The sequence below is a fragment of the Psychroflexus lacisalsi genome (assembly GCF_020164495.1).
Lineage (GTDB): Bacteria > Bacteroidota > Bacteroidia > Flavobacteriales > Flavobacteriaceae > Psychroflexus > Psychroflexus lacisalsi.
In genome coordinates this window covers 552,549-578,313 of record NZ_JAIQYZ010000001.1, presented here as the reverse complement: position 1 = coordinate 578,313, position 25,765 = coordinate 552,549, and the positions used below count along the sequence as shown (strand labels likewise).

Annotated in this window: 38 protein-coding genes; 9 read left to right on the top strand and 29 right to left on the bottom strand. The window is 35.3% G+C overall.

Annotated features, from left to right (window positions below; all coding sequences use genetic code 11):
* Window positions 1–98: 98 nt before the first annotated feature.
* The 8 genes from miaB (at window position 99) to LB449_RS02575 (ending at window position 8,316) form a co-directional block, all read left to right on the top strand.
* The gene (gene miaB, locus LB449_RS02610) at window positions 99–1,556 is read left to right on the top strand and encodes a tRNA (N6-isopentenyl adenosine(37)-C2)-methylthiotransferase MiaB (RefSeq protein WP_224453509.1); all 1,458 of its coding nucleotides are present in this window, start codon (window positions 99–101) and stop codon (window positions 1,554–1,556) included.
* Window positions 1,557–1,570: 14 nt separating this feature from the next.
* On the top strand, window positions 1,571–2,845 hold the full coding sequence (locus LB449_RS02605) for a sigma 54-interacting transcriptional regulator (RefSeq protein WP_224453508.1): 1,275 nt from the start codon (window positions 1,571–1,573) through the stop codon (window positions 2,843–2,845).
* Window positions 2,845–3,345, top strand: coding sequence for an LptE family protein (locus LB449_RS02600; protein ID WP_224453507.1), 501 nt, complete (start codon window positions 2,845–2,847; stop codon window positions 3,343–3,345). The genes LB449_RS02605 and LB449_RS02600 overlap by 1 nt, the downstream gene beginning before the upstream one ends.
* Window positions 3,345–4,112, top strand: coding sequence for a hypothetical protein (locus LB449_RS02595; RefSeq protein ID WP_224453506.1), 768 nt, complete (start codon window positions 3,345–3,347; stop codon window positions 4,110–4,112). The genes LB449_RS02600 and LB449_RS02595 overlap by 1 nt, the downstream gene beginning before the upstream one ends.
* Window positions 4,112–4,444 carry a preprotein translocase subunit SecG gene (gene secG, locus LB449_RS02590; protein WP_224453505.1) on the top strand — a complete coding sequence of 111 codons (333 nt, stop codon included), beginning with the start codon at window positions 4,112–4,114 and terminating at the stop codon, window positions 4,442–4,444. The genes LB449_RS02595 and secG overlap by 1 nt, the downstream gene beginning before the upstream one ends.
* A 132-nt stretch (window positions 4,445–4,576) precedes the next feature.
* Window positions 4,577–4,852: a co-chaperone GroES gene (locus LB449_RS02585; RefSeq protein WP_224453504.1), complete on the top strand. Its 276-nt coding sequence runs from the start codon at window positions 4,577–4,579 to the stop codon at window positions 4,850–4,852.
* 29 nt (window positions 4,853–4,881) lie between these two features.
* On the top strand, window positions 4,882–6,513 hold the full coding sequence (gene groL / locus LB449_RS02580) for a chaperonin GroEL (protein WP_224453503.1): 1,632 nt from the start codon (window positions 4,882–4,884) through the stop codon (window positions 6,511–6,513).
* A 315-nt stretch (window positions 6,514–6,828) separates the two neighbouring features.
* Window positions 6,829–8,316, top strand: coding sequence for a S10 family peptidase (locus LB449_RS02575; RefSeq protein WP_224453502.1), 1,488 nt, complete (start codon window positions 6,829–6,831; stop codon window positions 8,314–8,316).
* Window positions 8,317–8,594: 278 nt separating this feature from the next.
* Here LB449_RS02575 and LB449_RS02570 read toward each other — a convergent pair whose 3' ends face one another.
* The 3 genes from LB449_RS02570 to eno form a co-directional block, all read right to left on the bottom strand.
* Window positions 8,595–9,104, bottom strand: a complete 510-nt coding sequence (locus tag LB449_RS02570) for a plastocyanin/azurin family copper-binding protein (protein ID WP_224453501.1) — start codon at window positions 9,102–9,104, stop codon at window positions 8,595–8,597.
* A 24-nt stretch (window positions 9,105–9,128) separates the two neighbouring features.
* Window positions 9,129–10,415, bottom strand: a complete 1,287-nt coding sequence (locus LB449_RS02565; RefSeq protein WP_224453500.1) for a citrate synthase — start codon at window positions 10,413–10,415, stop codon at window positions 9,129–9,131.
* Between the two features lie 186 nt (window positions 10,416–10,601).
* A complete protein-coding gene (gene eno / locus LB449_RS02560; protein ID WP_224453499.1) occupies window positions 10,602–11,894 on the bottom strand; it encodes a phosphopyruvate hydratase in 1,293 nt (430 codons plus the stop codon).
* A 224-nt stretch (window positions 11,895–12,118) separates the two neighbouring features.
* On the opposite strand from eno, the gene LB449_RS02555 reads away from it, so the two are divergent.
* On the top strand, window positions 12,119–12,664 hold the full coding sequence (locus LB449_RS02555) for a fasciclin domain-containing protein (protein WP_224453498.1): 546 nt from the start codon (window positions 12,119–12,121) through the stop codon (window positions 12,662–12,664).
* A gap of 46 nt (window positions 12,665–12,710) precedes the next feature.
* Here LB449_RS02555 and carA read toward each other — a convergent pair whose 3' ends face one another.
* The 26 genes from carA to rplB all read right to left on the bottom strand — a co-directional run bounded on the left by carA (window position 12,711) and on the right by rplB (window position 25,758).
* Complete coding sequence (carA, locus tag LB449_RS02550) at window positions 12,711–13,829, bottom strand: glutamine-hydrolyzing carbamoyl-phosphate synthase small subunit (protein WP_224453497.1); 1,119 nt, start codon at window positions 13,827–13,829, stop codon at window positions 12,711–12,713.
* A gap of 72 nt (window positions 13,830–13,901) precedes the next feature.
* The gene (rplQ, locus tag LB449_RS02545) at window positions 13,902–14,384 is read right to left on the bottom strand and encodes a 50S ribosomal protein L17 (RefSeq protein ID WP_224453496.1); all 483 of its coding nucleotides are present in this window, start codon (window positions 14,382–14,384) and stop codon (window positions 13,902–13,904) included.
* A gap of 28 nt (window positions 14,385–14,412) precedes the next feature.
* Window positions 14,413–15,405 carry a DNA-directed RNA polymerase subunit alpha gene (locus tag LB449_RS02540; protein ID WP_224453495.1) on the bottom strand — a complete coding sequence of 331 codons (993 nt, stop codon included), beginning with the start codon at window positions 15,403–15,405 and terminating at the stop codon, window positions 14,413–14,415.
* Window positions 15,406–15,426: 21 nt separating this feature from the next.
* On the bottom strand, window positions 15,427–16,032 hold the full coding sequence (gene rpsD, locus LB449_RS02535) for a 30S ribosomal protein S4 (protein ID WP_224453494.1): 606 nt from the start codon (window positions 16,030–16,032) through the stop codon (window positions 15,427–15,429).
* A 76-nt stretch (window positions 16,033–16,108) separates the two neighbouring features.
* Window positions 16,109–16,492: a 30S ribosomal protein S11 gene (rpsK, locus tag LB449_RS02530; RefSeq protein ID WP_093364575.1), complete on the bottom strand. Its 384-nt coding sequence runs from the start codon at window positions 16,490–16,492 to the stop codon at window positions 16,109–16,111.
* Between the two features lie 8 nt (window positions 16,493–16,500).
* On the bottom strand, window positions 16,501–16,875 hold the full coding sequence (gene rpsM / locus LB449_RS02525; RefSeq protein WP_224453493.1) for a 30S ribosomal protein S13: 375 nt from the start codon (window positions 16,873–16,875) through the stop codon (window positions 16,501–16,503).
* 2 nt (window positions 16,876–16,877) lie between these two features.
* Window positions 16,878–16,994, bottom strand: a complete 117-nt coding sequence (ykgO, locus tag LB449_RS02520) for a type B 50S ribosomal protein L36 (protein WP_015361145.1) — start codon at window positions 16,992–16,994, stop codon at window positions 16,878–16,880.
* A 5-nt stretch (window positions 16,995–16,999) separates the two neighbouring features.
* Window positions 17,000–17,215, bottom strand: a complete 216-nt coding sequence (gene infA / locus LB449_RS02515; RefSeq protein WP_093364570.1) for a translation initiation factor IF-1 — start codon at window positions 17,213–17,215, stop codon at window positions 17,000–17,002.
* 2 nt (window positions 17,216–17,217) lie between these two features.
* The gene (gene secY / locus LB449_RS02510) at window positions 17,218–18,558 is read right to left on the bottom strand and encodes a preprotein translocase subunit SecY (protein WP_224453492.1); all 1,341 of its coding nucleotides are present in this window, start codon (window positions 18,556–18,558) and stop codon (window positions 17,218–17,220) included.
* A gap of 11 nt (window positions 18,559–18,569) precedes the next feature.
* Window positions 18,570–19,022 (bottom strand): 50S ribosomal protein L15, encoded by a 453-nt coding sequence (gene rplO, locus LB449_RS02505; RefSeq protein ID WP_224453491.1) that lies wholly within the window; start codon window positions 19,020–19,022, stop codon window positions 18,570–18,572.
* A gap of 4 nt (window positions 19,023–19,026) precedes the next feature.
* On the bottom strand, window positions 19,027–19,209 hold the full coding sequence (rpmD, locus tag LB449_RS02500) for a 50S ribosomal protein L30 (protein WP_093364563.1): 183 nt from the start codon (window positions 19,207–19,209) through the stop codon (window positions 19,027–19,029).
* Window positions 19,210–19,219: 10 nt separating this feature from the next.
* Window positions 19,220–19,744 carry a 30S ribosomal protein S5 gene (gene rpsE / locus LB449_RS02495; RefSeq protein ID WP_019039505.1) on the bottom strand — a complete coding sequence of 175 codons (525 nt, stop codon included), beginning with the start codon at window positions 19,742–19,744 and terminating at the stop codon, window positions 19,220–19,222.
* A gap of 3 nt (window positions 19,745–19,747) precedes the next feature.
* Window positions 19,748–20,104, bottom strand: coding sequence for a 50S ribosomal protein L18 (gene rplR / locus LB449_RS02490; protein WP_224453490.1), 357 nt, complete (start codon window positions 20,102–20,104; stop codon window positions 19,748–19,750).
* A gap of 2 nt (window positions 20,105–20,106) precedes the next feature.
* Window positions 20,107–20,649, bottom strand: coding sequence for a 50S ribosomal protein L6 (gene rplF, locus LB449_RS02485; protein WP_224453489.1), 543 nt, complete (start codon window positions 20,647–20,649; stop codon window positions 20,107–20,109).
* 18 nt (window positions 20,650–20,667) lie between these two features.
* Window positions 20,668–21,066: a 30S ribosomal protein S8 gene (gene rpsH, locus LB449_RS02480; RefSeq protein WP_224453488.1), complete on the bottom strand. Its 399-nt coding sequence runs from the start codon at window positions 21,064–21,066 to the stop codon at window positions 20,668–20,670.
* 21 nt (window positions 21,067–21,087) lie between these two features.
* Window positions 21,088–21,357, bottom strand: a complete 270-nt coding sequence (gene rpsN, locus LB449_RS02475) for a 30S ribosomal protein S14 (protein WP_224453487.1) — start codon at window positions 21,355–21,357, stop codon at window positions 21,088–21,090.
* A gap of 2 nt (window positions 21,358–21,359) precedes the next feature.
* Window positions 21,360–21,911, bottom strand: coding sequence for a 50S ribosomal protein L5 (gene rplE, locus LB449_RS02470; RefSeq protein WP_224453486.1), 552 nt, complete (start codon window positions 21,909–21,911; stop codon window positions 21,360–21,362).
* 2 nt (window positions 21,912–21,913) lie between these two features.
* A complete protein-coding gene (rplX, locus tag LB449_RS02465) occupies window positions 21,914–22,225 on the bottom strand; it encodes a 50S ribosomal protein L24 (protein WP_224453485.1) in 312 nt (103 codons plus the stop codon).
* Window positions 22,226–22,235: 10 nt separating this feature from the next.
* On the bottom strand, window positions 22,236–22,604 hold the full coding sequence (gene rplN, locus LB449_RS02460; protein ID WP_019039498.1) for a 50S ribosomal protein L14: 369 nt from the start codon (window positions 22,602–22,604) through the stop codon (window positions 22,236–22,238).
* 2 nt (window positions 22,605–22,606) lie between these two features.
* Complete coding sequence (gene rpsQ, locus LB449_RS02455) at window positions 22,607–22,864, bottom strand: 30S ribosomal protein S17 (protein ID WP_019039497.1); 258 nt, start codon at window positions 22,862–22,864, stop codon at window positions 22,607–22,609.
* 11 nt (window positions 22,865–22,875) lie between these two features.
* Window positions 22,876–23,067 carry a 50S ribosomal protein L29 gene (rpmC, locus tag LB449_RS02450; protein ID WP_224453484.1) on the bottom strand — a complete coding sequence of 64 codons (192 nt, stop codon included), beginning with the start codon at window positions 23,065–23,067 and terminating at the stop codon, window positions 22,876–22,878.
* Window positions 23,068–23,073: 6 nt separating this feature from the next.
* Window positions 23,074–23,493 (bottom strand): 50S ribosomal protein L16, encoded by a 420-nt coding sequence (gene rplP, locus LB449_RS02445; RefSeq protein WP_224453483.1) that lies wholly within the window; start codon window positions 23,491–23,493, stop codon window positions 23,074–23,076.
* 22 nt (window positions 23,494–23,515) lie between these two features.
* Window positions 23,516–24,226, bottom strand: coding sequence for a 30S ribosomal protein S3 (gene rpsC / locus LB449_RS02440; RefSeq protein WP_224453482.1), 711 nt, complete (start codon window positions 24,224–24,226; stop codon window positions 23,516–23,518).
* 7 nt (window positions 24,227–24,233) lie between these two features.
* A complete protein-coding gene (gene rplV / locus LB449_RS02435) occupies window positions 24,234–24,641 on the bottom strand; it encodes a 50S ribosomal protein L22 (RefSeq protein ID WP_224453481.1) in 408 nt (135 codons plus the stop codon).
* A gap of 7 nt (window positions 24,642–24,648) precedes the next feature.
* Window positions 24,649–24,927 carry a 30S ribosomal protein S19 gene (rpsS, locus tag LB449_RS02430; protein ID WP_224453480.1) on the bottom strand — a complete coding sequence of 93 codons (279 nt, stop codon included), beginning with the start codon at window positions 24,925–24,927 and terminating at the stop codon, window positions 24,649–24,651.
* 3 nt (window positions 24,928–24,930) lie between these two features.
* Window positions 24,931–25,758 carry a 50S ribosomal protein L2 gene (gene rplB, locus LB449_RS02425; protein WP_224453479.1) on the bottom strand — a complete coding sequence of 276 codons (828 nt, stop codon included), beginning with the start codon at window positions 25,756–25,758 and terminating at the stop codon, window positions 24,931–24,933.
* Window positions 25,759–25,765 lie beyond the last annotated feature (7 nt).

Here is a 25,765-nt window from a genome sequence, read left to right as displayed (position 1 = left end):
GCTTTTCTAGATAAAAAATAGAGATTCCCAAAAACAACAAAATGACAGTTTGTCAGTAAATACAGATCACGTATCTTTGCGAAAATTTACAGCTTTACATGGAGAAGATTATTGATGAAACTCTACAGGGACAAACCCTGGTTAAGGAAGAGAAAAAAAGCAATTCAAAGAAACTTTACATTGAAAGTTATGGATGCGCTATGAACTTTAGCGATAGCGAAATTGTAGCTTCTATTTTAGATAAACAGGGCTATAACACGACAAAAGAACTGGCTGAAGCAGATTTAGTTCTTGTAAATACTTGCTCAATAAGAGATAAAGCAGAGCAAACCGTGAGAAAGCGCCTTGAAAAATTCAATGCCGTCAAAAAGGATAATCCTTCTATGAAGGTTGGAGTTTTAGGTTGCATGGCAGAGCGGTTGAAACATAAATTTCTAGAAGAAGAAAAAATTGTGGATCTCGTTGTTGGTCCAGATGCTTATAAAGACTTGCCAAATTTATTGGAAGAAGTTGAAAACGGCAGAGATGCTATTAATGTAATTCTTTCCAAAGAAGAAACTTATGGAGATATTTCGCCCGTAAGATTACAAAGCAATGGCGTTTCAGCTTTTGTTTCCATCACAAGAGGTTGCGATAATATGTGTACATTCTGTGTGGTTCCATTTACACGTGGTAGGGAAAGAAGCCGTGATCCAAAAAGTATTTTAGACGAAGTAAATAATTTATGGTCTAGAGGCTATAAAGAAATCACTTTACTCGGACAAAACGTTGACAGTTACCTGTGGTATGGTGGTGGACTGAAAAAGGATTTTAAAAATGCAACTGATATGCAAAAAGCAACAGCAGTTCATTTTGCTCATTTGCTGGATATGGTTGCTAAAGCCCAACCGGGGATGCGCATTCGGTTTTCAACGTCCAATCCACAAGATATGACTCTTGATGTGATAAAGGTCATGGTAAAACATCGTAATATTTGTGACTATATACATTTACCGGTACAAAGTGGTAGTGATAGAATTTTAAAGAAGATGAATCGCTTGCATACTCGGGAAGAATACTTCAAACTGATTGATGATATAAGATCCATTATTCCCGACTGTGGCATTTCTCAAGACATGATTACAGGTTTCCCGACAGAAACTGAAGAGGATCATCAAGATACGTTATCACTAATGAAGTATGTCAAATATGATTTCGGATATATGTTCGCTTATTCTGAACGCCCAGGAACGCTGGGGGCTAAAAAGTTTGAAGACGATATTCCAGAGTCGACCAAAAAGAGAAGGCTTCAGGAGATTATAGACCTACAACAGGAACATTCACGGTTGACTACAGAAAAACACCTCGGAAAGATTGAAGAAGTATTAATCGAAAAAGAATCAAAAAAATCAAATCTTCAATGGAGTGGTAGGAATACGCAGAATACAACGGTTGTTTTTCCAAAAGAAAACTACAAAGTTGGCGACTATGTCCTAGTAAAAATGAAGGATTGCACAAGTGCTACATTGATAGGCGAAGCCTTAGATTATGGCCCAATGCAATCCACTTTATCCTAAATTAAATTCAGAATATGGAATCACCACAAGCTGTCAAACAGCGATTTGAAATTATAGGAAACGATCCCAGTCTTAATAGAGCAATAGAAAAATCCATACGTGTTGCACCAACAGATATTTCTGTTTTGGTAACAGGAGAAAGTGGTGTAGGTAAAGAAAGTTTACCAAAAATCATACATGCCTTATCTCACAGAAAACACGCAAAATATATTGCTGTCAACTGCGGCGCCATACCAGAAGGCACTATAGATAGTGAATTATTTGGTCACGAAAAAGGTGCATTTACTGGAGCAAACCAAGCCAGAGACGGTTACTTTAAAGAGGCCGACGGCGGAACTATATTTCTTGATGAAGTAGGAGAATTACCCTTGACCACTCAAGTGAGATTACTTAGAGTTTTGGAGACAGGTGAGTTCATAAAGGTAGGATCTTCTAAAGTTCAAAAATCAAGTGTGAGAATTGTTGCTGCAACCAATGTAGACATGATCGAGGCAATTAAGAATAATAAATTTAGAGAAGATTTATATTATAGATTAAATACAGTTGAAATTAATTTATCCCCATTAAGAGAAAGACGTGGTGATATTCATTTGTTATTCAGAAAATTCGCCTCAGACTTCGCTTTGAAGTATAAAATGCCTACCATAAGACTTACTGACAGAGCTATAAAAGCCCTCGAAAATTGCAGATGGCCTGGTAATATTAGACAACTAAAAAATGTAACTGAACAAATTTCGGTCTTAGAGACCAGCAGGGAAGTTGATGAAGATACTTTGAATCACTATTTGCCTAAAAGCACAAGCTTACCTTCGGTAATCTCAAAAGAAAAAAGCAGTAGCAAAGGTGATTTCAGCAATGAAAGAGAAATTCTTTATAAAGTGCTTTTTGATATGAAAGGTGACTTAAATGACTTGAAAAAACTCACTATGGAACTCATGGAAAGAGATAATGATGAGAAGTTTAAGGAGGACAATATCAACTTAATCAAGAAAGTTTACGGGGAATCTGATTCAAAAAAAGAATTTAAAGACGAGACTCATGAGGAGCAATTAGAAATTCTGCAGTTTCCAAATCAAAAAAGAAACAGGGAAATGGATCAAAAAATTGAAGATCCTTATGATTATGCAGAAGATATTGAGGAAGAAGAGACATTATCACTACAAGATAAAGAAGTTGAACTCATAAAAAAATCACTTGATCGTCATCATGGTAAACGAAAACCAGCTGCCGATGAACTAGGAATAAGTGAAAGAACTTTATACAGAAAGATTAAGCAATACGATTTATAATGAAGATAAAATATTTAATCGCCCTATTATCGATTTTGATTTTGCAGTCATGCGGGTATTATTCATTCACAGGTGCAGATACTGGAAATGCAGAAACTTATCAAGTTAACTTTTTTCAAAATACAGCTCAGCTTGTTGAACCAGGAATTGACAGAGATTTCACCCTACAATTGCAAGATTTAATTCTAAATCAAACCAAACTTAGTTTGGTAAACACCAACGGAGATTTGATATACGAGGGTGAAATTATAAGGTATTATATAGCACCTATGACTGCAACAGCAGATAGTAGAGCAGCGCAGAATAGACTTACTATAGAAGTGAACGTTAGATTTTACAACACTTTAGATCCAGAAAAGGATTTTGAACAAAGGTTTTCTTTTTACTTTGACTTTGATGGTAATGCACAATTGACTGGTGCTCAAAAAGAAGAAGCCATCGATGAAATATTTACAAGAATCACACAAGATGTTTTTAACGCCTCACTAACCAATTGGTAATGGAAAAGGATAGTTTACTCAACCTCATCAAGACGCCAATTAAATTTGAGACTAAAACCTTAAGTTTAATCGATGAGACGATTGATAAATATCCATACTTCCAACCTCTTTATGCCTTAAAATTGAAACTTCTAAAGCATTCTGGAAGTTTTAATTATAACAGATTTTTAAAAGAAACGGCAGCAAGAACACAGGATAGAGCTGTACTTTTCGACTATATCACTTCCAAGGAATTTCATCAACTCGAGATCGCCAACAAGATTGATTTACTGATTCAACATTCTAAAGAAAGTAGTGAATTCGAAATCAATGAGGAAGTTGCTAGCCAAATAAACGATCCCGATCTTTTTATTGAAAAGGAGACTAAGCAGCCAGAGAAAACCGGAAAACCTTTAGAGTTTAATTCTTCAGAGACTCGTTCTTTCAAAGAGTGGTTGAAATTAACACAAATTGAACCCTTAAAAGAAAAAGAGGATACTCAGGAAATATTCGTAGCTAATCCTCAATTTCAGGTGATAGACGAATTCATCAAGAATAATCCCAAAATTGTCCCCACCAAATCTTATGAGAGTTCAGATAAAATAAATGCGAGGCACGAACCATCATCTAGCCTAATGACAGAGACTCTGGCAAGAGTTTACATGGAACAAAAACGATACGATAAGGCAATTCAAGCATTTAAGATATTAATTTTGAATAATCCCGAAAAAAGTTCTTTCTTTGCAGACCAAATTCAAGAAATAGAAAGATTTAAAGAAAATAAATAATGAGTACATTTTCCATATTTTTAATTTTAATTGTTATTGTAGCTTTTTTACTAATCGTCGTTATTATGGTTCAAAACCCTAAAGGTGGTGGATTATCTTCCTCTTTTGGTGGCGGTGGCTCTCAACAAGTTGGTGGAGTTAAACAGACTTCTGATTTTTTAGACAAGAGTACTTGGGCACTTGCTACACTACTTTTGATACTGATTTTACTATCTAATGTAACTATCATCAGCAATAGAACTGGACAAGACTCAAAACTACTTGATGAAAACCAAACTCCTGTAGAAAATACTCAACAACAGAACAATCTACCCCCTGTGGAACAAGAATAATACAAGGTTATATACAAGATTTAAAATGCCAGCTTATGACAAGTTGGCATTTTTTTTTAGTGTTTGACAGGCTGAAGCCAGTGGCACACTTTTAGACTATTTAATATAAACTAAACTTAAAACTTATTTATAATGGCAGTAAACATTAAACCATTGGCAGATAGAGTGCTTGTAGAGCCTCAAGCCGCAGAAACTAAAACAGCTTCTGGAATCATTATTCCTGAAACCGCTAAAGAAAAACCACAACGTGGTAAGGTTGTAGCAGTTGGAAATGGTAAAAAAGATCATGATATGACAGTTAAAGTTGGAGATGTCGTTCTTTATGGAAAATTTTCAGGAACTGAGCTGAAGCATGATGACAAAGATTACCTCATCATGAGAGAAGATGATATCTTAGCGATCGTATAAAATATAATAACTAACAAAAACTAAATAAAATGGCAAAAGATATAATTTTTGATATTGAAGCAAGAAATGGCGTAAAGCGAGGTGTAGATGCACTTGCAAATGCTGTGAAAGTAACTTTAGGACCTAAAGGTAGAAATGTCATCATTGGCAAATCATTTGGTGCGCCAATGGTAACCAAGGATGGTGTAAGTGTTGCAAAAGAAATAGAGCTTGAGGACCCCCTTGAAAACATGGGCGCACAAATGGTAAAGGAAGTTGCTTCCAAAACCAACGACCTTGCTGGTGACGGTACAACAACAGCAACAGTACTTGCTCAAGCTATCGTAAAGGAAGGATTAAAGAACGTTGCCTCAGGAGCAAACCCTTTAGACCTTAAAAGAGGTATCGACAAAGCTGTAGAAGCTGTTGTAGCAGAATTGGCAAAACAAGCTAAATCTGTTGGTGATACTTCTGAAGAAATCAAGCAAGTGGCTTCAATTTCAGCTAACAATGATGATCAAATTGGCGAACTCATTGCTGAAGCTTTTAGCAAAGTTGGCAAAGAAGGAGTTATCACAGTGGAGGAAGCTAAAGGAACTGAAACTTATGTAGACCTCGTAGAAGGAATGCAGTTTGACAGAGGTTATTTATCTCCATATTTTGTCACAGATAGTGAGAAGATGACAACTGATCTTGAAAATCCATACATCTTACTTGTGGACAAAAAGATCAATTCTATGAAAGACTTGCTTCCAGTATTGGAACCTGCTGCACAAAGTGGAAAACCTCTATTAATCATCGCAGAAGATATTGAGGGAGAAGCTTTAGCGACACTTGTTGTCAATAAACTAAGAGGTTCTTTAAAAATAGCGGCTGTAAAAGCTCCAGGATTTGGAGATCGTAGAAAAGCAATGTTAGAAGATATCGCCATTCTTACTGGCGGAACTGTTATTTCTGAGGAAAGAGGATTTACATTAGAAAATGCTACCCTGGATATGCTAGGAACAGCAGAAAATGTAACCATAGATAAAGACAACACTACAATTGTAAACGGTGGCGGAGAAAAAGAAAATATTCTGAATCGTGTCAACCAGATAAAAGCTCAAGTAGAATCTACAACAAGCGACTATGACAAAGAAAAACTACAAGAGCGTTTGGCTAAACTAGCTGGCGGTGTTGGAGTGCTATACGTCGGAGCTGCTTCCGAAGTAGAGATGAAAGAGAAAAAAGACAGAGTAGATGATGCACTTCATGCAACACGTGCTGCAGTAGAAGAAGGTATTGTAGCTGGTGGTGGAGTTGCGCTTATCAGAACTTTAAAAGCACTTGAAGGCTTGAAAGTAGAGAATGCAGACGAACAAACTGGTATCAACATCATTGCTAAAGCCGTAGAATCTCCTATGAGAACTATAGTTGAAAATGCGGGTGGAGAAGCCTCTGTAGTGATCAATAGAGTATTGGAAAGCAAATTAGGTTATGATGCCAAAACCAATACTTTCGTAGATATGCTTGAAGCAGGTATTATTGACCCTAAAAAAGTCACGCGTATCGCCTTAGAAAACGCAGCTTCTGTTGCAGGTATGATTTTAACTACAGAATGCGCTCTTGTGGACATAAAGGAAGACGATAATGGTGGCGGCGGAATGCCACCAATGGGCGGCGGAATGCCAGGAATGATGTAAAATCACCCATACAGAATTTATATTAAGCCGTTTCTTTCATTAGAAACGGCTTTTTCATTTGGAGCTCATCCAGCTTTCCGCTCGTATTCCTCACGCTATCATGTGAGGTATAAATCGCTAGAAAATCTTGCAAAAGGCAAGCTCCACTAGCTCAACACCTCAAACATAATAGCATTTGCGGGATATCGCTACAATCTGGGCTAGAAAAAAATTCCATCCGCATGAGCTCATTAAATTTCTCTAAAAAAATAGTCAGTTACTCTAAAGACTCGAAAGTATTAAATAGCTTCTTATATTTAGGAAAAATTTAAACACATGAAAAAAATAGTAACACTACTCCTCATCTTTGCATCATCACACGTCTTCTCTCAATCTGTAGAGTTCAAAGCTGATGAAACCGTAATAACGAATCATGAGGTTACCATCAATGGTAAAAAATTAAATTACACCGCAGAAACTGGCATGCAGCCTGTTTGGAATGAACAAGGTGAACCTATAGCTGGTTTGCAATTTACTTATTATAGCAGAGGAGATCAAAGCTCCAAGACTTACAAAGAGCGCCCTTTAGTCATATCATTTAACGGCGGACCTGGTTCTGCTTCAGTTTGGATGCATTTAGCCTACACAGGGCCTAGAATTTTAAATATAAGTGATGAAGGGTTTCCAGTACAACCCTACGGCTACAAAGAAAACCCTCATAGCATTTTGGACGTAGCAGATATTGTTTATGTCAATCCTGTTAATACTGGACACTCAAGACCTATACTAGACGAAAATGGAAAGTTTGATAGAAAAACATTTTTCGGAGTAAATCCAGATATTAAATATTTAGCCGAATGGATCAATACATTTGTAAGCAGAAAAGACAAGTGGCTTGCTCCAAAATACCTTATTGGTGAAAGCTATGGAACACCTAGAGTTTCCGGACTGTCTAATGAGCTACAAAATTCACATTGGATGTATATCAATGGCGTTATATTAGTATCGCCAACTGAACTTGGTATAAAAAGAGAAGGACCTATAGAAGTAGCAAATAGACTTCCTTATTTTGCTGCAGCTGCCTGGTATCATAATAAACTAGCTCCAGAATTACAAAACAAACCTGTTTTAGATATGCTGGATGAAGTTGAAAGCTTCACTATTCAAGAACTAATACCAGCACTCACGATGGGTGGATTTTTGGATACAGAAAAAAAGATGGAAATTGTAAAAAAGATGTCTTATTATTCTGGTATAGAAGAGAAAGTATATCTCCAAAATAATTTAGAACTCCCCTTTAATGCTTTTTGGAAAACTCTAAAAATTGATGATGGGTTTACTGTAGGTCGACTAGATTCAAGATACATGGGATTAGATGCAAAAGAGGCAGGAACACGCCCTGATTATAATTCAGAATTAACTTCCTGGTTACAATCGTTCACACCAGCAATAAACGATTATTTAAAAAACGAACTCAACTATAAAACAGATTTGAAATACAATATGTTTGGAGATGTTCGTCCATGGGATAGATCGAATAACAACACAGGTAGGGGTTTGAGACAAGCTATGGCGCAAAACCCTAGTATGCAAGTCTTAATTCAATCTGGACTGTTTGATGGAGCTACCACCTATTTCAATGCAAAGTATACCATGTGGCATATTGATGAAAGTGGAAAGATGAAAGACCGTCTTCACTTTAAAACTTATGAAAGCGGTCATATGATGTATCTAAGAAAGGAGGATTTAAAAAATGCAAATGATGACATTAGAGAATTTATTAGTAACAGTCTACCAAAAGACAATGCTCCAATCAAATACTAGGCTTTCATTTACTTTAGAAAGTTAAAATCAAACTGATAATGTTTAATTATACTTCTGAAAAATTAATTTTTCAGAAGTATTTTTTTTAAATGATTAAGCTGACTTTAATGATAAATCAATAGCCTTGTTTTTATAAATTTAAAGAAGTTGCTCTAAGTTCTATTGGAGCCAATTGATTTAATAACTGATTTAAGCTACTTCAGAGTAAACTTCAAGTCATGAAAAAAGCCTTTCAGAAAAATCTGAAAGGCTTTTAATTTACTGTTTGACTAGTAAATTTACTTTACAGTTAAAACCCCATTCATTAAGGCAACATGACCAGGAAAACTACAGATATAATCGTAATTCCCTTTAGCGGGAGCTTCAAAGGTAATTTCAGTTTTTTCACCCCCACCGAGCATTTTAGTATGCGTGATAATGGCGTCTGAACCTTCAGGAAGATAATCGTTCTCCTTAAATTCTAGGGCTTCTTGACCAAACTCCTGGACATTGGTGCCTTCTTTTAATAGAACAAAATTATGCCCCATAGTCTCTTTAGGAAGCTTTCCAACGTGTTCAAAAGTAAGTATAACCTTATCACCAGCATTGACTACAATTTCATTCTTATTGAATTTCATTTGGTCGCTACCAGTTAAATAAATCCTAGTTACGCCTTCTTCTTTTTCTTCTTTAGGCTTTTCTTGAGTATTTAATTTTATAGAATTCTCTTTTTTCTCTTCTTTTTTACCATCACCACCACAACTTATAAGTAGTGTTGTTGAAAGCAATAACATTAAAATCTTTTTCATTATATATTTTTAAAATTCACTTAATTATCTTTTATCCAGGGGTTTAAATTCTCTGTGTGTTTTCCCAGTATATACTTGTCTTGGTCTACCAATAGGTTCATTGGCAAGACGCATTTCTTTCCACTGTGCGATCCATCCTGGAAGTCTTCCAAGAGCGAACATTACTGTAAACATTGATGTTGGTATTCCAAGAGCTCTGTATATAATTCCAGAGTAGAAATCAACATTCGGATAAAGCTTTCTTTCAATGAAATAATCATCATTTAAAGCTACCTCCTCAAGTCCTTTGGCGATTTCCAAAATTGGATCATCAATACCCAATTTTTCTAAGACATCATCGGCTGCTTTTTTGATGATTTTTGCTCTTGGATCAAAATTCTTGTAAACTCTATGACCAAATCCCATTAGTCTGAATGGATCATCTTTATCTTTAGCTTTAGCCATGAATTTATTTACATCACCACCATCGGCTTGAATAGCTTCAAGCATTTCTATAACAGCTTGATTTGCTCCTCCATGTAATGGCCCCCAAAGTGCACTAATACCTGCAGAAATTGAAGCATATAAACTCGCGTGAGAAGATCCAACAACTCTTACAGTGGCAGTAGAACAATTTTGCTCATGATCTGCGTGTAAAATTAATAACTTATCAAGTGCTTTGGAAATAACTGGATCCACGTGATACTCTTCTGAAGGTACAGCAAACATCATCTTCAAAAAGTTAGAAGGATAATCTAAATTATTGTCAGGGTAATTCGCCTTATGACCTACTTTGTTTTTAAAAGCCCATGCTGCCATAGTAGGCATTTTGGCAATCAATCTCATGATAGTTTGATCTACTTCTGCAGCAGATCTATTAGGATCTAAAGATTCAGGATAAAAAGCTGTTAACGACGATACAAGAGAACATAAAACTCCCATCGGATGAGAATTTGATGGGAAACCATCAATAATGTTTTTAATATCTTCATGTATTAACGTATGATATGTAATTTCCTTTTTATAGGATTCTAGAACATTCGCTGTTGGTAATTCGCCGTAAATTAACAAATAGGAAACTTCCAAGAAGCTTGCATTCTCAGCTAAATCTTCTATTGAATACCCTCTATACCTTAATATACCTTTCTCACCATTCAGGTAAGTTATATCACTGGAGGTTGATCCTGTGTTTTTAAAGCCTCTATCAAGAGTGATATAACCAGTGGAAGCTCTAAGAGAACTTATATCAATGGCTTTTTCATTCTCGCTACCTGTAATTATCGGGAGTTCAATCTTTTTCCCGTCTAAAATTAATTCTGCTTTATCTGACATTTTAAATATTTTTTATGCAAAATAAGTTTAATAAAAACAATTACAAAATTTAGCTTATTAAATGTATGTGAAGCTATTTCAGAGTTGCGATGCCTTTCATGACATCAATTTAAGCTTCAAATCATTAAATAAATTTTTTGAAATTCTTAAGTCGTTTTCATTTAAAACCTAAGTTTGGTTAATGGATTATTTTTTTATTTTGAAAGCCTTCATTTTTGGAAAATAAGCATTATCTCCAAGCTCCTCTTCTATTCTAATTAATTGATTGTATTTGGCCATACGATCACTTCTAGAGGCTGAACCTGTTTTAATCTGACCTGTGGATAAAGCTACTGCTAAATCTGCAATTGTATTATCTTCGGTTTCACCAGATCTGTGTGACATCACTGAAGTGTAACCCGCATTATGAGCAAGATTTACAGCTGCAATAGTTTCAGTAAGAGTACCAATTTGGTTCACTTTAATCAAGATAGAATTTGCTATATTATTTGTAATACCCTTTTGTAAACGTTTCACATTAGTTACAAAAAGATCATCACCAACAAGCTGGACTTTATCACCGATTTTTTCGGTTAATATTTTCCATCCATCCCAATCATCCTCATCCATTCCATCTTCAATAGAAATTATTGGATATTTTTCAGAAAGTTCAGCTAGATAGCTTGCTTGTTCTTCAGAAGACATGGTTTTGGCAGAATCACCTTCAAATTTCTTGTAGTTGTATTTCCCATCTTCATAGAATTCTGCTGCAGCACAATCAAGGGCGATCATCACTTCATCTCCAAATTTATAACCTGCGTTTTCTACTGCGAGTTTAATAGAATCCAAAGCATCTTCAGTCCCTTCTAGCTTCGGTGCAAAACCACCTTCATCACCAACAGCGGTGCTTAAATTTCTTTCTTTTAAAACCTTTTTAAGGTTGTGGAAAATTTCAGTTCCCATCTTCAGAGCATGAGTAAAGTTATCTGCCTTTACTGGCATCACCATAAATTCTTGAAAAGCGATAGGAGCATCACTGTGGGAGCCTCCATTAATGATGTTCATCATTGGTACAGGAAGTGTGTTTGTAGAAACACCACCTATATATCTGTATAAAGGTAAATTTAGTTCATTTGCAGCAGCTTTAGCAGCCGCCAGAGAAACGCCTAAAATGGCATTTGCGCCAAGTTTAGATTTATTATCAGTTCCATCCAAATCAATCATGATTTGATCAATTTCAGATTGTTCAAAAACTGAAATCCCAAGTAAAGCGTTTGCAATTGTAGTATTCACGTTTTCCGCGGCTTTAGAAACCCCTTTTCCCATATAATCAACTCCTCCATCTCTGAGTTCTACAGCCTCATGAACTCCTGTGGAAGCTCCGGATGGAACTGCAAATCTTCCTAGAGTTCCAGTTTCTGTAATAACGTCTACTTCCAAGGCTGGATTACCTCTTGAATCGAATATTTGTCTCGCGTGTATGTCTAAAATTGCACTCATTTTATTTAATTTTTGATTTGTTGCAATTTACGAAATAAAAGCTTATTCAAATCGATTTTAAGGTTATGTATGGATGAGCACGACTAGCTAAAACGATATAGTTAATTTAAAAGACTAGATTAAATTTGAATATTAATCACATACAATGTGAAGTTAAATTATGAAAGTAAAAAAACCAAAGGGCTTTTTCTTACGTACATTTAAATAACATATAAAAAAATGTCATGAAAAATTTAAAATTACAATTAGTCTTAGTTATGAGTGTTTTAGTAACAACTCTTTCTTACGCTCAAAACAAAATGGTTGGTGGAGCAGAAATGTATCCCACGAAAAACATTGTTGAAAATGCCTTAAATTCCAAAGATCACACGACTTTGGTAGCCGCGGTTAAAGCTGCAGAACTTGTTGAAACTCTATCAAGTGACGGTCCATTTACAGTATTTGCTCCTACTAATGCGGCTTTTGGAAATCTCCCAGAAGGTACTGTTGAGTCGCTTTTGAAGCCAGAAAACAAAAAACAACTTCAAACGGTATTAACATACCATGTCATTGCAGGTAAATTCAATGCTGAAGATGTTGTTGCGGCTATTAAAAAAGGTGATGGAAAAGCAGAGCTGCAGACATTGAGTGGTGGAACTCTTACAGCAATGTTAGATGGTAAAAATGTAAAAATTAAAGACTCTAAGGGCAATGTTGCTACTGTAACTATTGCAGACGTTAATCAATCTAATGGAGTGATTCATGTTATTGATACAGTATTATTACCGTAATAAATTTCAAAATAAAATAAAAAAGTGGGCGTTTGCCCACTTTTTTTTATGCTTCAACTTTTTGTTTAGACATCATATCAAAAAATTCATCGAAGAGGTAAGTGGCATCGTTTGGTCCAGGACCAGCTTCTGGATGGTACTGCACTGAAAAACAAGGCTTGTTTTTAACTCGTATCCCTGCTACTGATTTATCATTCAAATGAATATGTGAAATTTCAACTTTCGAATTATTAACAGTAGAATCTTTATCAATGGTAAATCCATGATTTTGAGAGGTTATCTCACTTTTACCTGTTTTGAGATTCTGTATAGGGTGGTTGATGCCTCGATGTCCATTATGCATTTTGAGCGTAGGGATATCCATAGCAAGTGCAATAATTTGATGACCTAAACATATCCCAAAAATAGGAACTTCATTTTTAATACACTTTTTTGCTAGTTCAATAGCTGTAGCCAAAGGTACAGGATCTCCGGGGCCATTAGAAATAAGAACGCCATCAGGATTCCAGTCCATAAGATCTTCGAAAGTAGAATCGTAAGGGAAGACTTTTACAAAAGCACCTCTTTCGGTGAGCCTTCTTAGGATGTTCTTCTTAGTACCAAGGTCAAGAACAGCTACTTTGTGATCAGAAAGTTTATCTCCAAGTGAATATGGCTCTTTTGTAGAAACCTTAGAAGCCAATTCGAGTCCTTTCATAGAAGGATGCTGAGATAACTCATTTTGTAATTCAGAGATGTTATTAATATCTGTAGACATAATTGCATTCATTGCACCATGCTTTCTAATATGAGATACCAGAGCTCTGGTGTCGACATCAAAAATAACAGGTAAATGTGCGTCTTTTAGAAAGTCTTCAAGAGTTTGATCAGAATTTACCCTGGAAGGTGTAAATGAAAAGTTTTTACAAATCAAACCAGAAATTTTGACCGAATCCGATTCACTTTCGTCTGAATTTACACCGTAGTTACCAATATGTGCATTGGTAGTAACCATGATTTGGCCGAAATAAGATGGATCTGTAAATATCTCTTGATAACCAGTCATACCAGTATTAAAACAAATTTCCCCCGTACGATTGGTAGTAAAAGGTTTAGTGGTCTTGCCATGAAAGACAGTTCCATCGGCAAGCAATAATACTGCGGGTGTTTTTAAGTTATACTTCATAGGTGTAGATATAAAAAAAGGATAAACTAATTAAAGTTTATCCTTTTGATTGAATTAAATATGTGATGTGTATTAAGCCTCATCAGTTTTAGTTTCAGAATCGTTTGAAGTTTCTGCTTGGTCCTCTACTTTCACTTTTTTACCAGCTCTTCTAGTTGATTTCTTCTTAGCTTGTTTCTTACCTGGTGTATATACATCATTAAAGTCAACAAGTTCTATCATTGCCATTTCAGCAGCATCTCCAAGTCTGTTTCCCAACTTAATGATACGAGTGTATCCACCTGGACGCTCTCCAACTTTAGGAGCAACCTCTCTAAAAAGTTCTGCAACCATATATTTATCTTTTAGTTTAGAAAAAACCAAACGACGATTATGAGTTGTATCTAATTTAGATTTAGTGATTAATGGCTCTACAAATGTTCTAAGGGCTTTAGCCTTAGCCACTGTAGTGTTTATTCTTTTATGCTCAATTAAGGAACAAGCCATATTAGAAAGCATTGCTTTTCTATGTGAGGATGTTCTCCCTAAGTGATTAAATTTCTTTCTATGTCTCATGATTAATGTATTTTGAGCTTAACAAAAGTTAGTCTTTGTCAAGTTTATATTTTGAAAGATCCATTCCAAAGTCAAGACCTTTATTTTCTACAAGTTCTTCTAATTCAGTAAGCGATTTTTTACCGAAGTTTCTAAACTTCATTAAATCACTTTTATTATGAGATACTAAATCACCTAAAGTTTCTACTTCAGCAGCTTTCAAGCAATTAAGTGCTCTTACTGATAAATCTAAATCAACTAACTTAGACTTAAGTAATTGTCTCATATCTAGAGACTCTTCATCGTAAGTCTCAGCTTGAGACATTTCTTCAGTTTCTAGTGTTATTCTCTCATCTGAAAATAACATAAAGTGATGAATAAGAGTTTTTGCAGCTTCTGTAAGTGCATCTTTAGGATGAATTGAACCATCACTGCTAATTTCGAAAATCAATTTTTCGTAGTCAGTCTTTTGCTCAACCCTAAAGTTTTCTATGCTATACTTTACGTTTTTAATTGGAGTAAAAACAGAATCAGTAAAAATTGTACCTATAGGCGCTTTAGAGGTTTTATTTTCTTCAGCTGGAACATACCCTCTACCTTTTTGAACAGTAAGTTCAAGGTTGAGAGATACTTTCTTGTCCATTGTACAAATTTCAAGATCTGGATTTAAAATATCAAAACCTGTAAGGTATTTTTGAAAATCTCCAGCAGTCATTTTTTCATTACCAGAGAAAGAAATAGAAACGGTCTCGTTATCTACATCTTCAGCTCTTTTTTTGAATCTGATTTGCTTTAGATTTAAGATGATTTCAGTAATATCTTCAACAACTCCTTCAATTGTAGAGAATTCATGATCAACACCTTCGATTCTTACAGATGTGATAGCAAAACCTTCTAAAGATGATAACAAGACTCTACGTAAAGCGTTTCCTACTGTTAGACCGTAACCAGGTTCTAATGGTCTAAATTCGAAAGTGCCCTCAAAATCGGTAGAATCGATCATGATCACCTTATCGGGCTTTTGAAAATTAAATAATGCCATAAATTTGAGTGTTGTCAGTTATTATTTAGAGTATAATTCAACGATGAATTGCTCATTGATTTTTTCAGGAATCTGAGATCTTTCAGGAATATTTACAAGGGTACCTTGCATTTTCTCGCTATTCCAGGTCATCCATTCATGAACAGATTTGCTATTTGAAAGAGATTCTTGGATTACATTAAGAGATTTTGATTTCTCTCTTATTCCAACAACATCATTTGGTTTAACTTGGTAAGATGGTATGTTAACTAACTCGCCATTTACAGTAATATGCTTATGAGAAACCAGTTGTCTTGCAGCACTCCTTGAAGGTGCAATACCTAGACGATAAGCTACGTTATCTAATCTAGATTCACATAATTGAAGTAGAATCTCACCAGTAATACCTTGAGATCTGGTTGCTTTTTTAAACATATTACGGAATTGCTTTTCTAGAATACCATAAGTATATTTTGCTTTTTGCTTCTCCATAAGCTGAACAGCGTACTCAGACTTCTTGCCTCTTCTTCTGTTATTTCCATGCTGTCCAGGAGGATAATTTCTTTTTTCGAAAGATTTGTCGTCTCCAAAAATGGATTCTCCAAATTTTCTAGCTATTTTGGTTTTAGGACCGGTATATCTTGCCATTGTTATGTATTTATTATTTCTCTATTATGAATTAAGGTCTTATCCTTCGATAATAGTAATGATTGATTTATATTAATTAGACTCTTCTACGCTTTGGAGGTCTACATCCATTATGAGGTATAGGTGTTACATCAATAATCTCTGTAACTTCAATACCGGAATTATGTAAAGATCTGATTGCAGACTCTCTTCCGTTACCTGGACCTTTTACATATACTTTTACTTTACGCAATCCTGCTTCGTGTGCAACTTTACTTGCATCTTCAGCAGATAATTGTGCAGCATAAGGAGTGTTCTTTTTACTACCTCTAAAGCCCATCTTACCTGAAGATGACCAAGAAATAATATCACCATTCTTGTTTGTTAAAGAAACAATGATATTATTGAAAGAGGCAGAAATATGAGCTTCGCCATATGCATCTACAACTACTTTACGCTTTTTTGTTGTTGACTTTGCCATTTTAATTATTATTTAGTTACCTTTTTCTTATTAGCAACTGTTTTTCTTCTTCCTTTTCTAGTACGGGAGTTGTTTTTAGTTCTTTGTCCTCTCAATGGAAGTCCAGATCTATGTCTTATTCCTCTGTAGCAACCAATATCCATTAATCTCTTAATGTTTATTTGAACTTCAGATCTTAACTCACCTTCTATTGTGAATTTACCGACAGCTTCTCTAATCTTTCCGATTTGATCATCATTCCAATCAGAAACTTTGATACTTTCGTCTACACCGGCTTCACTAAGTATTTTTTGAGATCTACTCTTACCGATTCCGAAGATATAAGTTAAAGCTATAACTCCGCGTTTTTGTTTTGGTATATCTACACCTGCAATTCTAGCCATAATTATCCTTGTCTTTGTTTAAATTTAGGATTCTTTTTGTTGATGACATAAAGACGTCCTTTTCTACGAACGATCTTACAGTCAGCACTTCTCTTTTTTATTGATGCTCTTACTTTCATAGTAATTAATATCTATAGGTTATACGAGCCTTAGATAAATCATAAGGACTCATTTCTAATTTTACTTTATCCCCTGGTAAAAGTTTAATATAGTGCATTCTCATCTTACCAGATATATGAGCAGTTACTATGTGCTCATTTTCAAGTTCTACTCGAAACATTGCGTTTGACAATGCTTCAATAATAGTTCCGTCTTGTTCTATTGAGGGTTGTTTTGCCATAATTATGCTACTGCTTTTCTATTTTTTCCGGATTTCATTAATCCATCGTAATGTCTATTCAATAAGAAAGAATTTACTTGCTGAATAGTATCTATCGCTACACCTACCATAATCAATAAAGAAGTACCTCCAAAAAACAAAGCCCATCCTTGTTGCACACTTAAAAGTGAAACTACAATCGCTGGAAAAACCGCAATGATTGCTAAAAATACTGAACCTGGCAATGTGATTTGTGACATAATTCTATCCAAATATTCGGACGTTTCGGATCCAGGTCTAATACCAGGAACAAAACCACCACTTCTTTTTAAGTCTTCTGCCATTTTATTAGTTGGTACTGTAATGGCTGTATAAAAATAAGTAAATACTATTATCAAAATACCAAAAACTAAATTGTACCAAAAACCAAACATGTCTTGAAAAGCAGCTGTAATACCTTGTGCCATTTCAGTGTCGGACAATCCGGCAACAGCAGCAGGGATAAACATGATTGCCTGAGCAAATATAATTGGCATAACACCAGAAGCATTTAATCTTAAGGGAATAAACTGTCTAGCACCACCAACAGAAGCTTTTTCATACTTACCTGAAGCATTTTTTCTAGCATATTGTACAGGTATCTGCCTTACAGCTCTTACTAACATTACAGATGCTAAAATAATAACGAACCAAATTACTAATTCAATAAGAATTAAAATTAATCCACCATTAGATTCAGTGACTCTAGAAATAAATTCCTGAATAAAAGCCTGTGGCAATGTAGCTATGATACCCACCATTATCAACAAGGAGATTCCGTTGCCAATTCCTTTATCGGTTATCTTCTCACCTAGCCACATTGCAAAAATACAACCTGTAGTAAGAATAATAACAGATGAAGCCACAAACGTGAAAGTGCTATCCATTAAAAATGCCGACGATGGCAAAATATTATACAAATTAATAATATAACCAGGACCTTGTACTAAGGTAATAGCAATGGTTAACCATCTCGTAATTTGGGTAATCTTTTTCCTTCCACTATCACCTTCTTTTTGAAGTTTTTGAAGATAAGGAATAGCTATTGTCATCAATTGTACAACAATCGAAGCTGATATATAAGGCATTATTCCTAATGCAAATACTGAAGCATTGGAAAAAGCACCACCTGTAAAAGCGTTCAATAAACCAAGAATTCCACCATCAGTTTGAGATGACAAACTAGCTAATTGAGCTGCGTCAATACCAGGTAGAACGATTTGGGCACCAAATCGATAAACCAACAATAAACCTAAGGTGAGAAGAATTCTATTTTTTAATTCTTCAATTTTCCAAATATTCTTTAATGTTTCAAAAAACTTCATAAGGTGATTAGTTAAATAGTGATAGCTTCTCCACCAGCTGCTTCAATTGCAGATTTAGCTGAAGCGGAAAATTTGTGTGCAGAAACTTTCAATTTTGCTTTCAATTCACCTCTACCTAAAATTTTAAGAGGTAAGTTTTTATTGACTTGATCCATCGCATGTAAAGTACCAAAATCAACAGTATCAGAAATCAATTTGTGGTCTACTAATTCTTGTAAACGATCTAAATTGATAGCCTGATATTCAACTCTGTTAGGATTAGTAAATCCAAATTTAGGAACACGTCTTTGCAAAGGCATCTGACCACCTTCAAATCCTATTTTTCTAGAATAACCAGAACGGGACTTGGCACCTTTATGTCCTCTACCGGCAGTTCCTCCATTACCAGTTGCCTCACCTCTACCGAGTCTTTTGGTTGTGGTTTTAACGGAACCTGTGGCAGGTTTTAAATTGTGTAATTCCATAATATTAGTTTATTTCTTGTACAGAAACTAAATGTTTCACTTTATTAATCATACCCATCAATGAGTCAGAAACTTCAAACTCATTAGATTGGCCGATTTTTCTCAAACCCATTGCTTCTAAAGTAAGCTTTTGGTTTTTGGGACGCTTTATAGCGCTCTTGGTTTTAGTAACTTTAATTTTAGCCATAATAAGGGTCTTAACCATTAAATAATTTCTCGAGGGTAATTCCTCTTTGCTTAGCAATTTGTTCTGCTCCTCTTAACTTTAAAAGGGCATCAAAAGTTGCTTTAACCATGTTGTGTGGGTTAGATGAACCTTGATTTTTAGAAAGTACATCATGCACACCAACAGATTCCAATACCATACGAGTTGGTCCACCAGCGATGACACCAGTACCTTCAGATGCAGGTAATAAGAAAACTCTCGCTCCACCATACTTACCTAACTGCTCATGTGGCAATGTAGATTTGTGTAATGGAATTCTTACTAAGTTTTTCTTAGCATCTTCAACAGCTTTCGAAATAGCATCAGCAACCTCTTTAGATTTACCTAAACCATGTCCTACAACACCGTTTTCATCACCTACAACAACAATAGCAGAAAAACCAAATGCTCTACCACCTTTTGTAACTTTCGTAACACGTTGAACTCCAACTAGACGATCTTTAAGATCGAGTCCACCTGGTTTTACTGTTTCAACATTTTTATAATCTTGATACATATATTAAAATTTTAAGCCTCCTTTACGAGCACCTTCGGCTAATGATTTTACTCTACCGTGATATAAATAACCACTTCTATCAAAAGAGATTGAGTCAATTTTTTTTTCTAATGCTTTTTTTGCAATAGTTTCACCAACAATAATTGAAGCCTCAGACTTCGTTTTGTTAGTTACATCAATATCTTTATCTCTTGAAGATGCTGAAGCTAATGTAACTCCATTAACATCATCAATCAATTGCGCATAGATTTCGTTATTACTTCTAAACACGGATAGCCTTGGCTTACCCGGTGTACCTGTAATTGTTTTTCTTACACGCTTGCGTATTTTAAGTCTTCTTTTTTCTTTAGAAAATCCCATAATTAAGCTGATTTACCTGCTTTTCTTCTTATATATTCACCTACGTATCTGATACCTTTTCCTTTGTAAGGCTCAGGTCGTCTAAATGAACGAATTTTAGCAGCTACTTGTGAAACAAGTTGTTTGTCAAATGACGATAATTTAATGATTGGATTCTTACCTTTTTCTGAGATTGTTTCCAATTTTACTTCGGATGCCAAATCTATAACAATGTTGTGAGAAAAACCAACAGCGATATCTAATTTTTGTCCTTGATTTGATGCTCTATAACCAACACCTACAAGTTCCAATTCTTTAGTAAAACCTTGAGTTACTCCTTCGATCATATTGTAAACAAGTGATCTGTACAAACCATGCTTAGCTTTGTGCGTTTTCTTATCAGAAGGTCTCTCAAAAAGAATCTCATTGTCCTCTATCTTGATTGTAATCTCGCTGAAAGTTTGTGTTAACTCTCCAAGCTTACCCTTCACTGTAATAGTATCATCTTTTAAATCAACTGTGACGCCTTCTGGAATACTAACTGGACTATAACCTATTCTTGACATAATTTTTGTCTTTTTATATTAGTATACGTAACAAAGGATTTCACCTCCAACGTGTTCTCTCTCTGCTTGCTTTCCTGTCATTACTCCTTTTGAAGTAGATACGATAGAAATACCAAGTCCATTAAGAACTCTAGGAATTTCATCAGAACCGGAATACTTTCTTAAACCAGGCTTACTTACTCTCTGTAATTTTTTGATTACAGGATCGTTTGTAAACTTGTCATATTTTAAAGCTATCTTGATGACACCTTGAGTATCATCATCGATAAATTTATAGCTTAAGATATAGCCTTGATCGAACAATATTTTTGTGATCTCCTTTTTTAGGTTAGAAGCCGGTATTTCGACAACTCTATGAGAAGCCAAAACTGCGTTTCTAACTCTAGTTAAATAATCTGCAACTGGATCAATATTCATTTTATTGCATTTTTAAATTAATTACCAACTTGCTTTTTTAACCCCTGGGATAAGACCTTGATTAGCCATTTCTCTAAACATAACTCTAGAGAGACCAAATTGTCTCATGTATCCTTTTGGTCTACCTGTAAGCTTACATCGGTTATGCATTCTCACAGGAGAAGCATTCTTAGGTAGTTTTTGTAAAGCTTCAAAATCTCCAGCTTCTTTTAAAGCTTTTCTTTTCTCAGCATATTTTTCAACCGTTTTCTGGCGTTTAACCTCACGGGCTTTCATTGATTCCTTTGCCATAATTATTTCTTTTTAAATGGTAACCCCAATTCAGTCAACAAAGATTTTGCTTCTTGATCAGTTTCAGCTGATGTCACAAAACTTACATCCATCCCTGAGATTCTATTTACTTTATCAATGTTAATTTCAGGAAAAATAATCTGCTCAGTAATACCTAAGTTGTAGTTTCCTCTACCATCAAATCCATCCGGATTGATACCATTGAAATCTCTAACACGCGGTAATGCTGAAGTTATTAATCTATCCAAAAATTCATACATTCTATAACCACGAAGAGTCACTTTAACACCAATTGGCATTCCCTTTCTTAATTTGAAAGAAGCAACATCCTTCTTTGATATAGTCTGAACAGCTTTCTGGCCAGTTATTGTAGAAAATTCTTCAATAGAGTGATCTATTAATTTTTTATCTGCAATTGCTGCACCAACACCTCTACTCAATACTATTTTCTTGAGTCTTGGAACTTCCATAGTATTAGAATAACTAAACTCTTCACGAAGAGCTGGAAGTATTTTACTGTTATATTCTTCTTTTAATCTTGGTACGTAACTCATAATTAAATCACTTCATTTGTTTTCTTAGCAACTCTTACTTTTTTGCCATCTTCTACTTTAGTTCCAAGTCTTGTAGTCTTACCATCTTTAGTGATAAGAGATAAATTTGAAACGTGAATAGGAGCTTCCTTTTTAGTAATTCCACCTTGTGGATTTGTTGCAGAGGGCTTTTGGTGTTTAGAAATCATGTTGACTTCTTCGACTATTGCCTTATCTTTTTTTACAAGTATATCTAATACTTTGCCTTCTTTTCCTTTATGATCACCAGCAATTACTCTTACTTGATCACCTTTTTTAATTCTACTTCTTTTCATAATGATAGATTTAAAGCACCTCAGGTGCAAGTGAAACAATTTTCATAAACTGATTTTCACGAAGTTCTTTGGCAACTGGTCCAAATACACGTGTACCTCTCATTTCTCCTGTAGGATTTAATAAAACACAGGCGTTGTCATCAAAGCGAATATAAGATCCATCTGGACGTCTTACTTCTTTACTTGTTCTTACAACAACTGCTGTTGAAACAGCACCTTTTTTTATGTTTCCATTTGGAGTAGCTTCTTTAACGCTGACTACAACTTTATCGCCAACCGAAGCATATCGTCTATTCGTACCCCCTAGGACACGAATAACTAAAACTGATTTAGCACCAGTATTGTCTGCTACTCTTAATCTTGATTCTTGTTGTACCATAGTTATTTAGCTCTTTCAATTATATCAACTAATCTCCAGCGTTTTGTTTTGCTGAGGGGTCTAGTTTCCATAATTCTTACTGTATCACCGTCATTGCAGTCATTCTTTTCATCATGCGCAACGTATTTTTTCGTTTTTAAAACGAACTTACCATACATTGGATGCTTTATTTTCTTGACTTCAGAAACGACAATGGATTTATCCATTTTGTTGCTTGTCACAACACCGATACGTTCTTTTCTTAAATTTCTTTTTTCCATTGTAAGTAGAATTAATCTAATTCTCTTTTATTGATTTCGGTAGCGATTCTCGCAACTGTTCTTCTGACTTTTTGGATTTCAGAAGGATTTTCTAAAGGAGAAAGTACATGAGTCATTTTCAACTCAGACAATTTTGTCTGATGATTTGTCAATTCTTCGTGCAATTCTTCTACCGAAAGCTCTTTTACTTCAGATTGTCTCATCTTTATTTATTCTTGATAATCTCTAGCGACTATAAATTTTGTTTTAACAGGTAATTTTTGAGCGGCTAATCTCAAAGCTTCTTTTGCAACAGCTTGAGGAACACCACCAATTTCAAATAAAATACGACCTGGCTGAACTACAGCTGCCCAATATTCTACTGAACCTTTACCTTTACCCATACGGACTTCAAGAGGCTTCTTGGTTATAGGCTTATCTGGAAATATTTTGATCCAAATAGAACCTTCCCTTTTCATGTAACGCGTTGCTGCGATACGTGCAGCCTCAATTTGTCTTGCAGTAACAAAAGAAGAATCTAAAGATTTGATTCCAAAAGTTCCATTTGAAAGTCTATGACCTCTTTGCGAGACCCCTTTCATACGTCCCTTTTGCTGCTTACGAAATTTTGTTCTTTTTGGCTGTAACATCTCTTATCTTAATCTTTAATGATTATTTTCTACGACGTGCTTTAGGTCGTCTCGCTTTTCCTTTAGTCTCATTTTTAGCTAAGCCAACTAATGGAGATAGCTCACGCTTTCCATAAACTTCACCTTTCATGATCCATACTTTAATACCCAATCTACCATAAGTAGTGTGAGATTCAACTAAAGCATAATCAATATCAGCTCTAAAAGTAGATAAAGGAATTCGTCCTTCTTTATAAGTTTCAACACGGGCCATTTCAGCTCCATTTAAACGTCCAGATACCTGAATCTTAATTCCCTCAGCATTCATTCTCATAGCTGCCGCGATAGCCATTTTTGTAGCTCTCCTATAAGAAATTCTGTTTTCAACTTGTCTCGCCACACTGGTAGCTACAAGATGCGCATCTAATTCGGGTCTTTTAATTTCAAATATATTTACCTGAACTTCCTTATCCGTAATTTTTTTAAGCTCTTCTTTCAACTTGTCTACCTCTTGGCCACCTTTCCCGATAATGATACCTGGTCTAGCGGTAGTGATAGTAACGGTTACAAGTTTAAGCGTACGCTCAATAATTACGCGCGAAACACTAGCTTTAGTTAAACGTGCATGGATATACTTTCTAATCTTGTAGTCTTCTGCAAGATTATCACCGTAATCGTTGCCTCCGTACCAGTTGGATTCCCATCCTTTAATGATACCGAGTCTATTACCGATTGGATTTGTTTTTTGTCCCATAGTCTATCTAGCTTTCAGTGTTATTTTTTTCTCCTAGTATAAGAGTGACATGATTAGAACGCTTACGTATTCTGTGAGCACGACCTTGTGGTGCTGGACGTAGACGTTTTAACATACTGCCACTATCAACTTTAATTTCTTTTATAAAAACTTCAGCTTGCTCAAGATCTGCATCTTCATTCTTAGCCTGCCAGTTAGCAATAGCAGAAAGAAGTAATTTCTCCAATCTACCAGAGGCCACCTTAGTACTAAACTTTAATATTTGCAAAGCATGACCAACATCCTTACCTCTCACCAAATCAGCAACAAGTCTCATTTTACGTGGAGATGTTGGACAGTTGTTCAATTTTGCAATAGCAAGTTGACTTTTCTGTTCCTTAAGCATTTCTGCTCTATTTCTTTTTCTTACTCCCATTGTTCAATTATTTTTTTCCTTTATTCTTGGAACCTTGGTGACCTCTGAAAGTACGCGTTGGAGAAAATTCTCCAAGTTTATGACCTACCATGTTCTCTGTTACAAAAACAGGTACGAATTGTCTTCCATTGTGCACACCAAAAGTCTGACCAACGAAATCAGGAGTAATGGTGGATGCTCTAGACCATGTTTTGATTACAGATTTCTTACCTGAATCAAGGTTTTGAGCAACTTTTTTATCTACTTTATAATGGACAAAAGGTCCTTTCTTTAATGAACGTGCCATATCTTATTTCTTTTTACGCTCTATGATGTGCTTATTACTAGACTTTGTCTTAGAACGTGTTTTAAATCCTTTAGCAGGAATACCATTTCTTGATCTTGGATGACCACCTGAAGATTTACCTTCACCACCACCCATTGGGTGATCGACAGGATTCATCACTACAGGTCTAGTTCTAGGTCTTCTACCCAACCATCTGCTTCTACCAGCTTTACCTGATATTGTCAATTGATGATCACTATTTGATACCGCACCAACTGTAGCAATACAGGTAGACAACACCATTCTAGTCTCACCAGAAGGAAGTTTAATAGTTACATATTTACCATCCTTTGCCATCAATTGAGCAAAAGTACCAGCACTACGAGCCATAACAGCTCCTTGTTCTGGTCTTAGTTCAACACAAGATATTATAGTACCAAATGGAATCTGGGATAATGGCATTGCATTACCGATTTCAGTTGGAACCTGAGAGCTACCAGATACAATCTTTTGACCTACCTTAATTCCGCTAGGCGCGATGATATATCTTTTTTCACCATCTTCATAATGTAATAAAGCGATGAATGCTGTTCTATTAGGATCGTACTCTACAGTCATAACTTCAGCCTGGATATCTTTTTTATCCCTTTTGAAGTCGATAATTCTGTAACGCTTCTTGTGACCACCACCTATGTAACGCATGGTCATCTTTCCTGAATTATTTCGTCCACCGGAACGTTTGCGAGAAGCAAGCAAAGATTTCTCTGGCTTGCTAGCAGTAATAGCATCAAAGCCATTAGCTACTTTAAATCGCTGTCCTGGTGTGTTTGGTTTTAGTTTTTTAACCGACATGTTTTAA

Excerpts from the sequence above, each read along its gene's own strand:
- miaB (WP_224453509.1), top strand. The coding sequence starts at position 99 with ATGGAGAAGATTATTGATGAAACTCTACAGGGACAAACCCTGGTTAAG.
- LB449_RS02605 (WP_224453508.1), top strand. The coding sequence starts at position 1,571 with ATGGAATCACCACAAGCTGTCAAACAGCGATTTGAAATTATAGGAAAC.
- LB449_RS02600 (WP_224453507.1), top strand. The coding sequence starts at position 2,845 with ATGAAGATAAAATATTTAATCGCCCTATTATCGATTTTGATTTTGCAG.
- LB449_RS02595 (WP_224453506.1), top strand. The coding sequence starts at position 3,345 with ATGGAAAAGGATAGTTTACTCAACCTCATCAAGACGCCAATTAAATTT.
- secG (WP_224453505.1), top strand. The coding sequence starts at position 4,112 with ATGAGTACATTTTCCATATTTTTAATTTTAATTGTTATTGTAGCTTTT.
- LB449_RS02585 (WP_224453504.1), top strand. The coding sequence starts at position 4,577 with ATGGCAGTAAACATTAAACCATTGGCAGATAGAGTGCTTGTAGAGCCT.
- groL (WP_224453503.1), top strand. The coding sequence starts at position 4,882 with ATGGCAAAAGATATAATTTTTGATATTGAAGCAAGAAATGGCGTAAAG.
- LB449_RS02575 (WP_224453502.1), top strand. The coding sequence starts at position 6,829 with ATGAAAAAAATAGTAACACTACTCCTCATCTTTGCATCATCACACGTC.
- LB449_RS02570 (WP_224453501.1), bottom strand. The coding sequence starts at position 9,104 with ATGAAAAAGATTTTAATGTTATTGCTTTCAACAACACTACTTATAAGT.
- LB449_RS02565 (WP_224453500.1), bottom strand. The coding sequence starts at position 10,415 with ATGTCAGATAAAGCAGAATTAATTTTAGACGGGAAAAAGATTGAACTC.
- eno (WP_224453499.1), bottom strand. The coding sequence starts at position 11,894 with ATGAGTGCAATTTTAGACATACACGCGAGACAAATATTCGATTCAAGA.
- LB449_RS02555 (WP_224453498.1), top strand. The coding sequence starts at position 12,119 with ATGAAAAATTTAAAATTACAATTAGTCTTAGTTATGAGTGTTTTAGTA.
- carA (WP_224453497.1), bottom strand. The coding sequence starts at position 13,829 with ATGAAGTATAACTTAAAAACACCCGCAGTATTATTGCTTGCCGATGGA.
- rplQ (WP_224453496.1), bottom strand. The coding sequence starts at position 14,384 with ATGAGACATAGAAAGAAATTTAATCACTTAGGGAGAACATCCTCACAT.
- LB449_RS02540 (WP_224453495.1), bottom strand. The coding sequence starts at position 15,405 with ATGGCATTATTTAATTTTCAAAAGCCCGATAAGGTGATCATGATCGAT.
- rpsD (WP_224453494.1), bottom strand. The coding sequence starts at position 16,032 with ATGGCAAGATATACCGGTCCTAAAACCAAAATAGCTAGAAAATTTGGA.
- rpsK (WP_093364575.1), bottom strand. The coding sequence starts at position 16,492 with ATGGCAAAGTCAACAACAAAAAAGCGTAAAGTAGTTGTAGATGCATAT.
- rpsM (WP_224453493.1), bottom strand. The coding sequence starts at position 16,875 with ATGGCTAGAATTGCAGGTGTAGATATACCAAAACAAAAACGCGGAGTT.
- ykgO (WP_015361145.1), bottom strand. The coding sequence starts at position 16,994 with ATGAAAGTAAGAGCATCAATAAAAAAGAGAAGTGCTGACTGTAAGATC.
- infA (WP_093364570.1), bottom strand. The coding sequence starts at position 17,215 with ATGGCAAAACAACCCTCAATAGAACAAGACGGAACTATTATTGAAGCA.
- secY (WP_224453492.1), bottom strand. The coding sequence starts at position 18,558 with ATGAAGTTTTTTGAAACATTAAAGAATATTTGGAAAATTGAAGAATTA.
- rplO (WP_224453491.1), bottom strand. The coding sequence starts at position 19,022 with ATGGAATTACACAATTTAAAACCTGCCACAGGTTCCGTTAAAACCACA.
- rpmD (WP_093364563.1), bottom strand. The coding sequence starts at position 19,209 with ATGGCTAAAATTAAAGTTACTAAAACCAAGAGCGCTATAAAGCGTCCC.
- rpsE (WP_019039505.1), bottom strand. The coding sequence starts at position 19,744 with ATGTATCAAGATTATAAAAATGTTGAAACAGTAAAACCAGGTGGACTC.
- rplR (WP_224453490.1), bottom strand. The coding sequence starts at position 20,104 with ATGGGATTTTCTAAAGAAAAAAGAAGACTTAAAATACGCAAGCGTGTA.
- rplF (WP_224453489.1), bottom strand. The coding sequence starts at position 20,649 with ATGTCAAGAATAGGTTATAGTCCAGTTAGTATTCCAGAAGGCGTCACA.
- rpsH (WP_224453488.1), bottom strand. The coding sequence starts at position 21,066 with ATGAATATTGATCCAGTTGCAGATTATTTAACTAGAGTTAGAAACGCA.
- rpsN (WP_224453487.1), bottom strand. The coding sequence starts at position 21,357 with ATGGCAAAGGAATCAATGAAAGCCCGTGAGGTTAAACGCCAGAAAACG.
- rplE (WP_224453486.1), bottom strand. The coding sequence starts at position 21,911 with ATGAGTTACGTACCAAGATTAAAAGAAGAATATAACAGTAAAATACTT.
- rplX (WP_224453485.1), bottom strand. The coding sequence starts at position 22,225 with ATGAAAAGAAGTAGAATTAAAAAAGGTGATCAAGTAAGAGTAATTGCT.
- rplN (WP_019039498.1), bottom strand. The coding sequence starts at position 22,604 with ATGGTACAACAAGAATCAAGATTAAGAGTAGCAGACAATACTGGTGCT.
- rpsQ (WP_019039497.1), bottom strand. The coding sequence starts at position 22,864 with ATGGAAAAAAGAAATTTAAGAAAAGAACGTATCGGTGTTGTGACAAGC.
- rpmC (WP_224453484.1), bottom strand. The coding sequence starts at position 23,067 with ATGAGACAATCTGAAGTAAAAGAGCTTTCGGTAGAAGAATTGCACGAA.
- rplP (WP_224453483.1), bottom strand. The coding sequence starts at position 23,493 with ATGTTACAGCCAAAAAGAACAAAATTTCGTAAGCAGCAAAAGGGACGT.
- rpsC (WP_224453482.1), bottom strand. The coding sequence starts at position 24,226 with ATGGGACAAAAAACAAATCCAATCGGTAATAGACTCGGTATCATTAAA.
- rplV (WP_224453481.1), bottom strand. The coding sequence starts at position 24,641 with ATGGGAGTAAGAAAAAGAAATAGAGCAGAAATGCTTAAGGAACAGAAA.
- rpsS (WP_224453480.1), bottom strand. The coding sequence starts at position 24,927 with ATGGCACGTTCATTAAAGAAAGGACCTTTTGTCCATTATAAAGTAGAT.
- rplB (WP_224453479.1), bottom strand. The coding sequence starts at position 25,758 with ATGTCGGTTAAAAAACTAAAACCAAACACACCAGGACAGCGATTTAAA.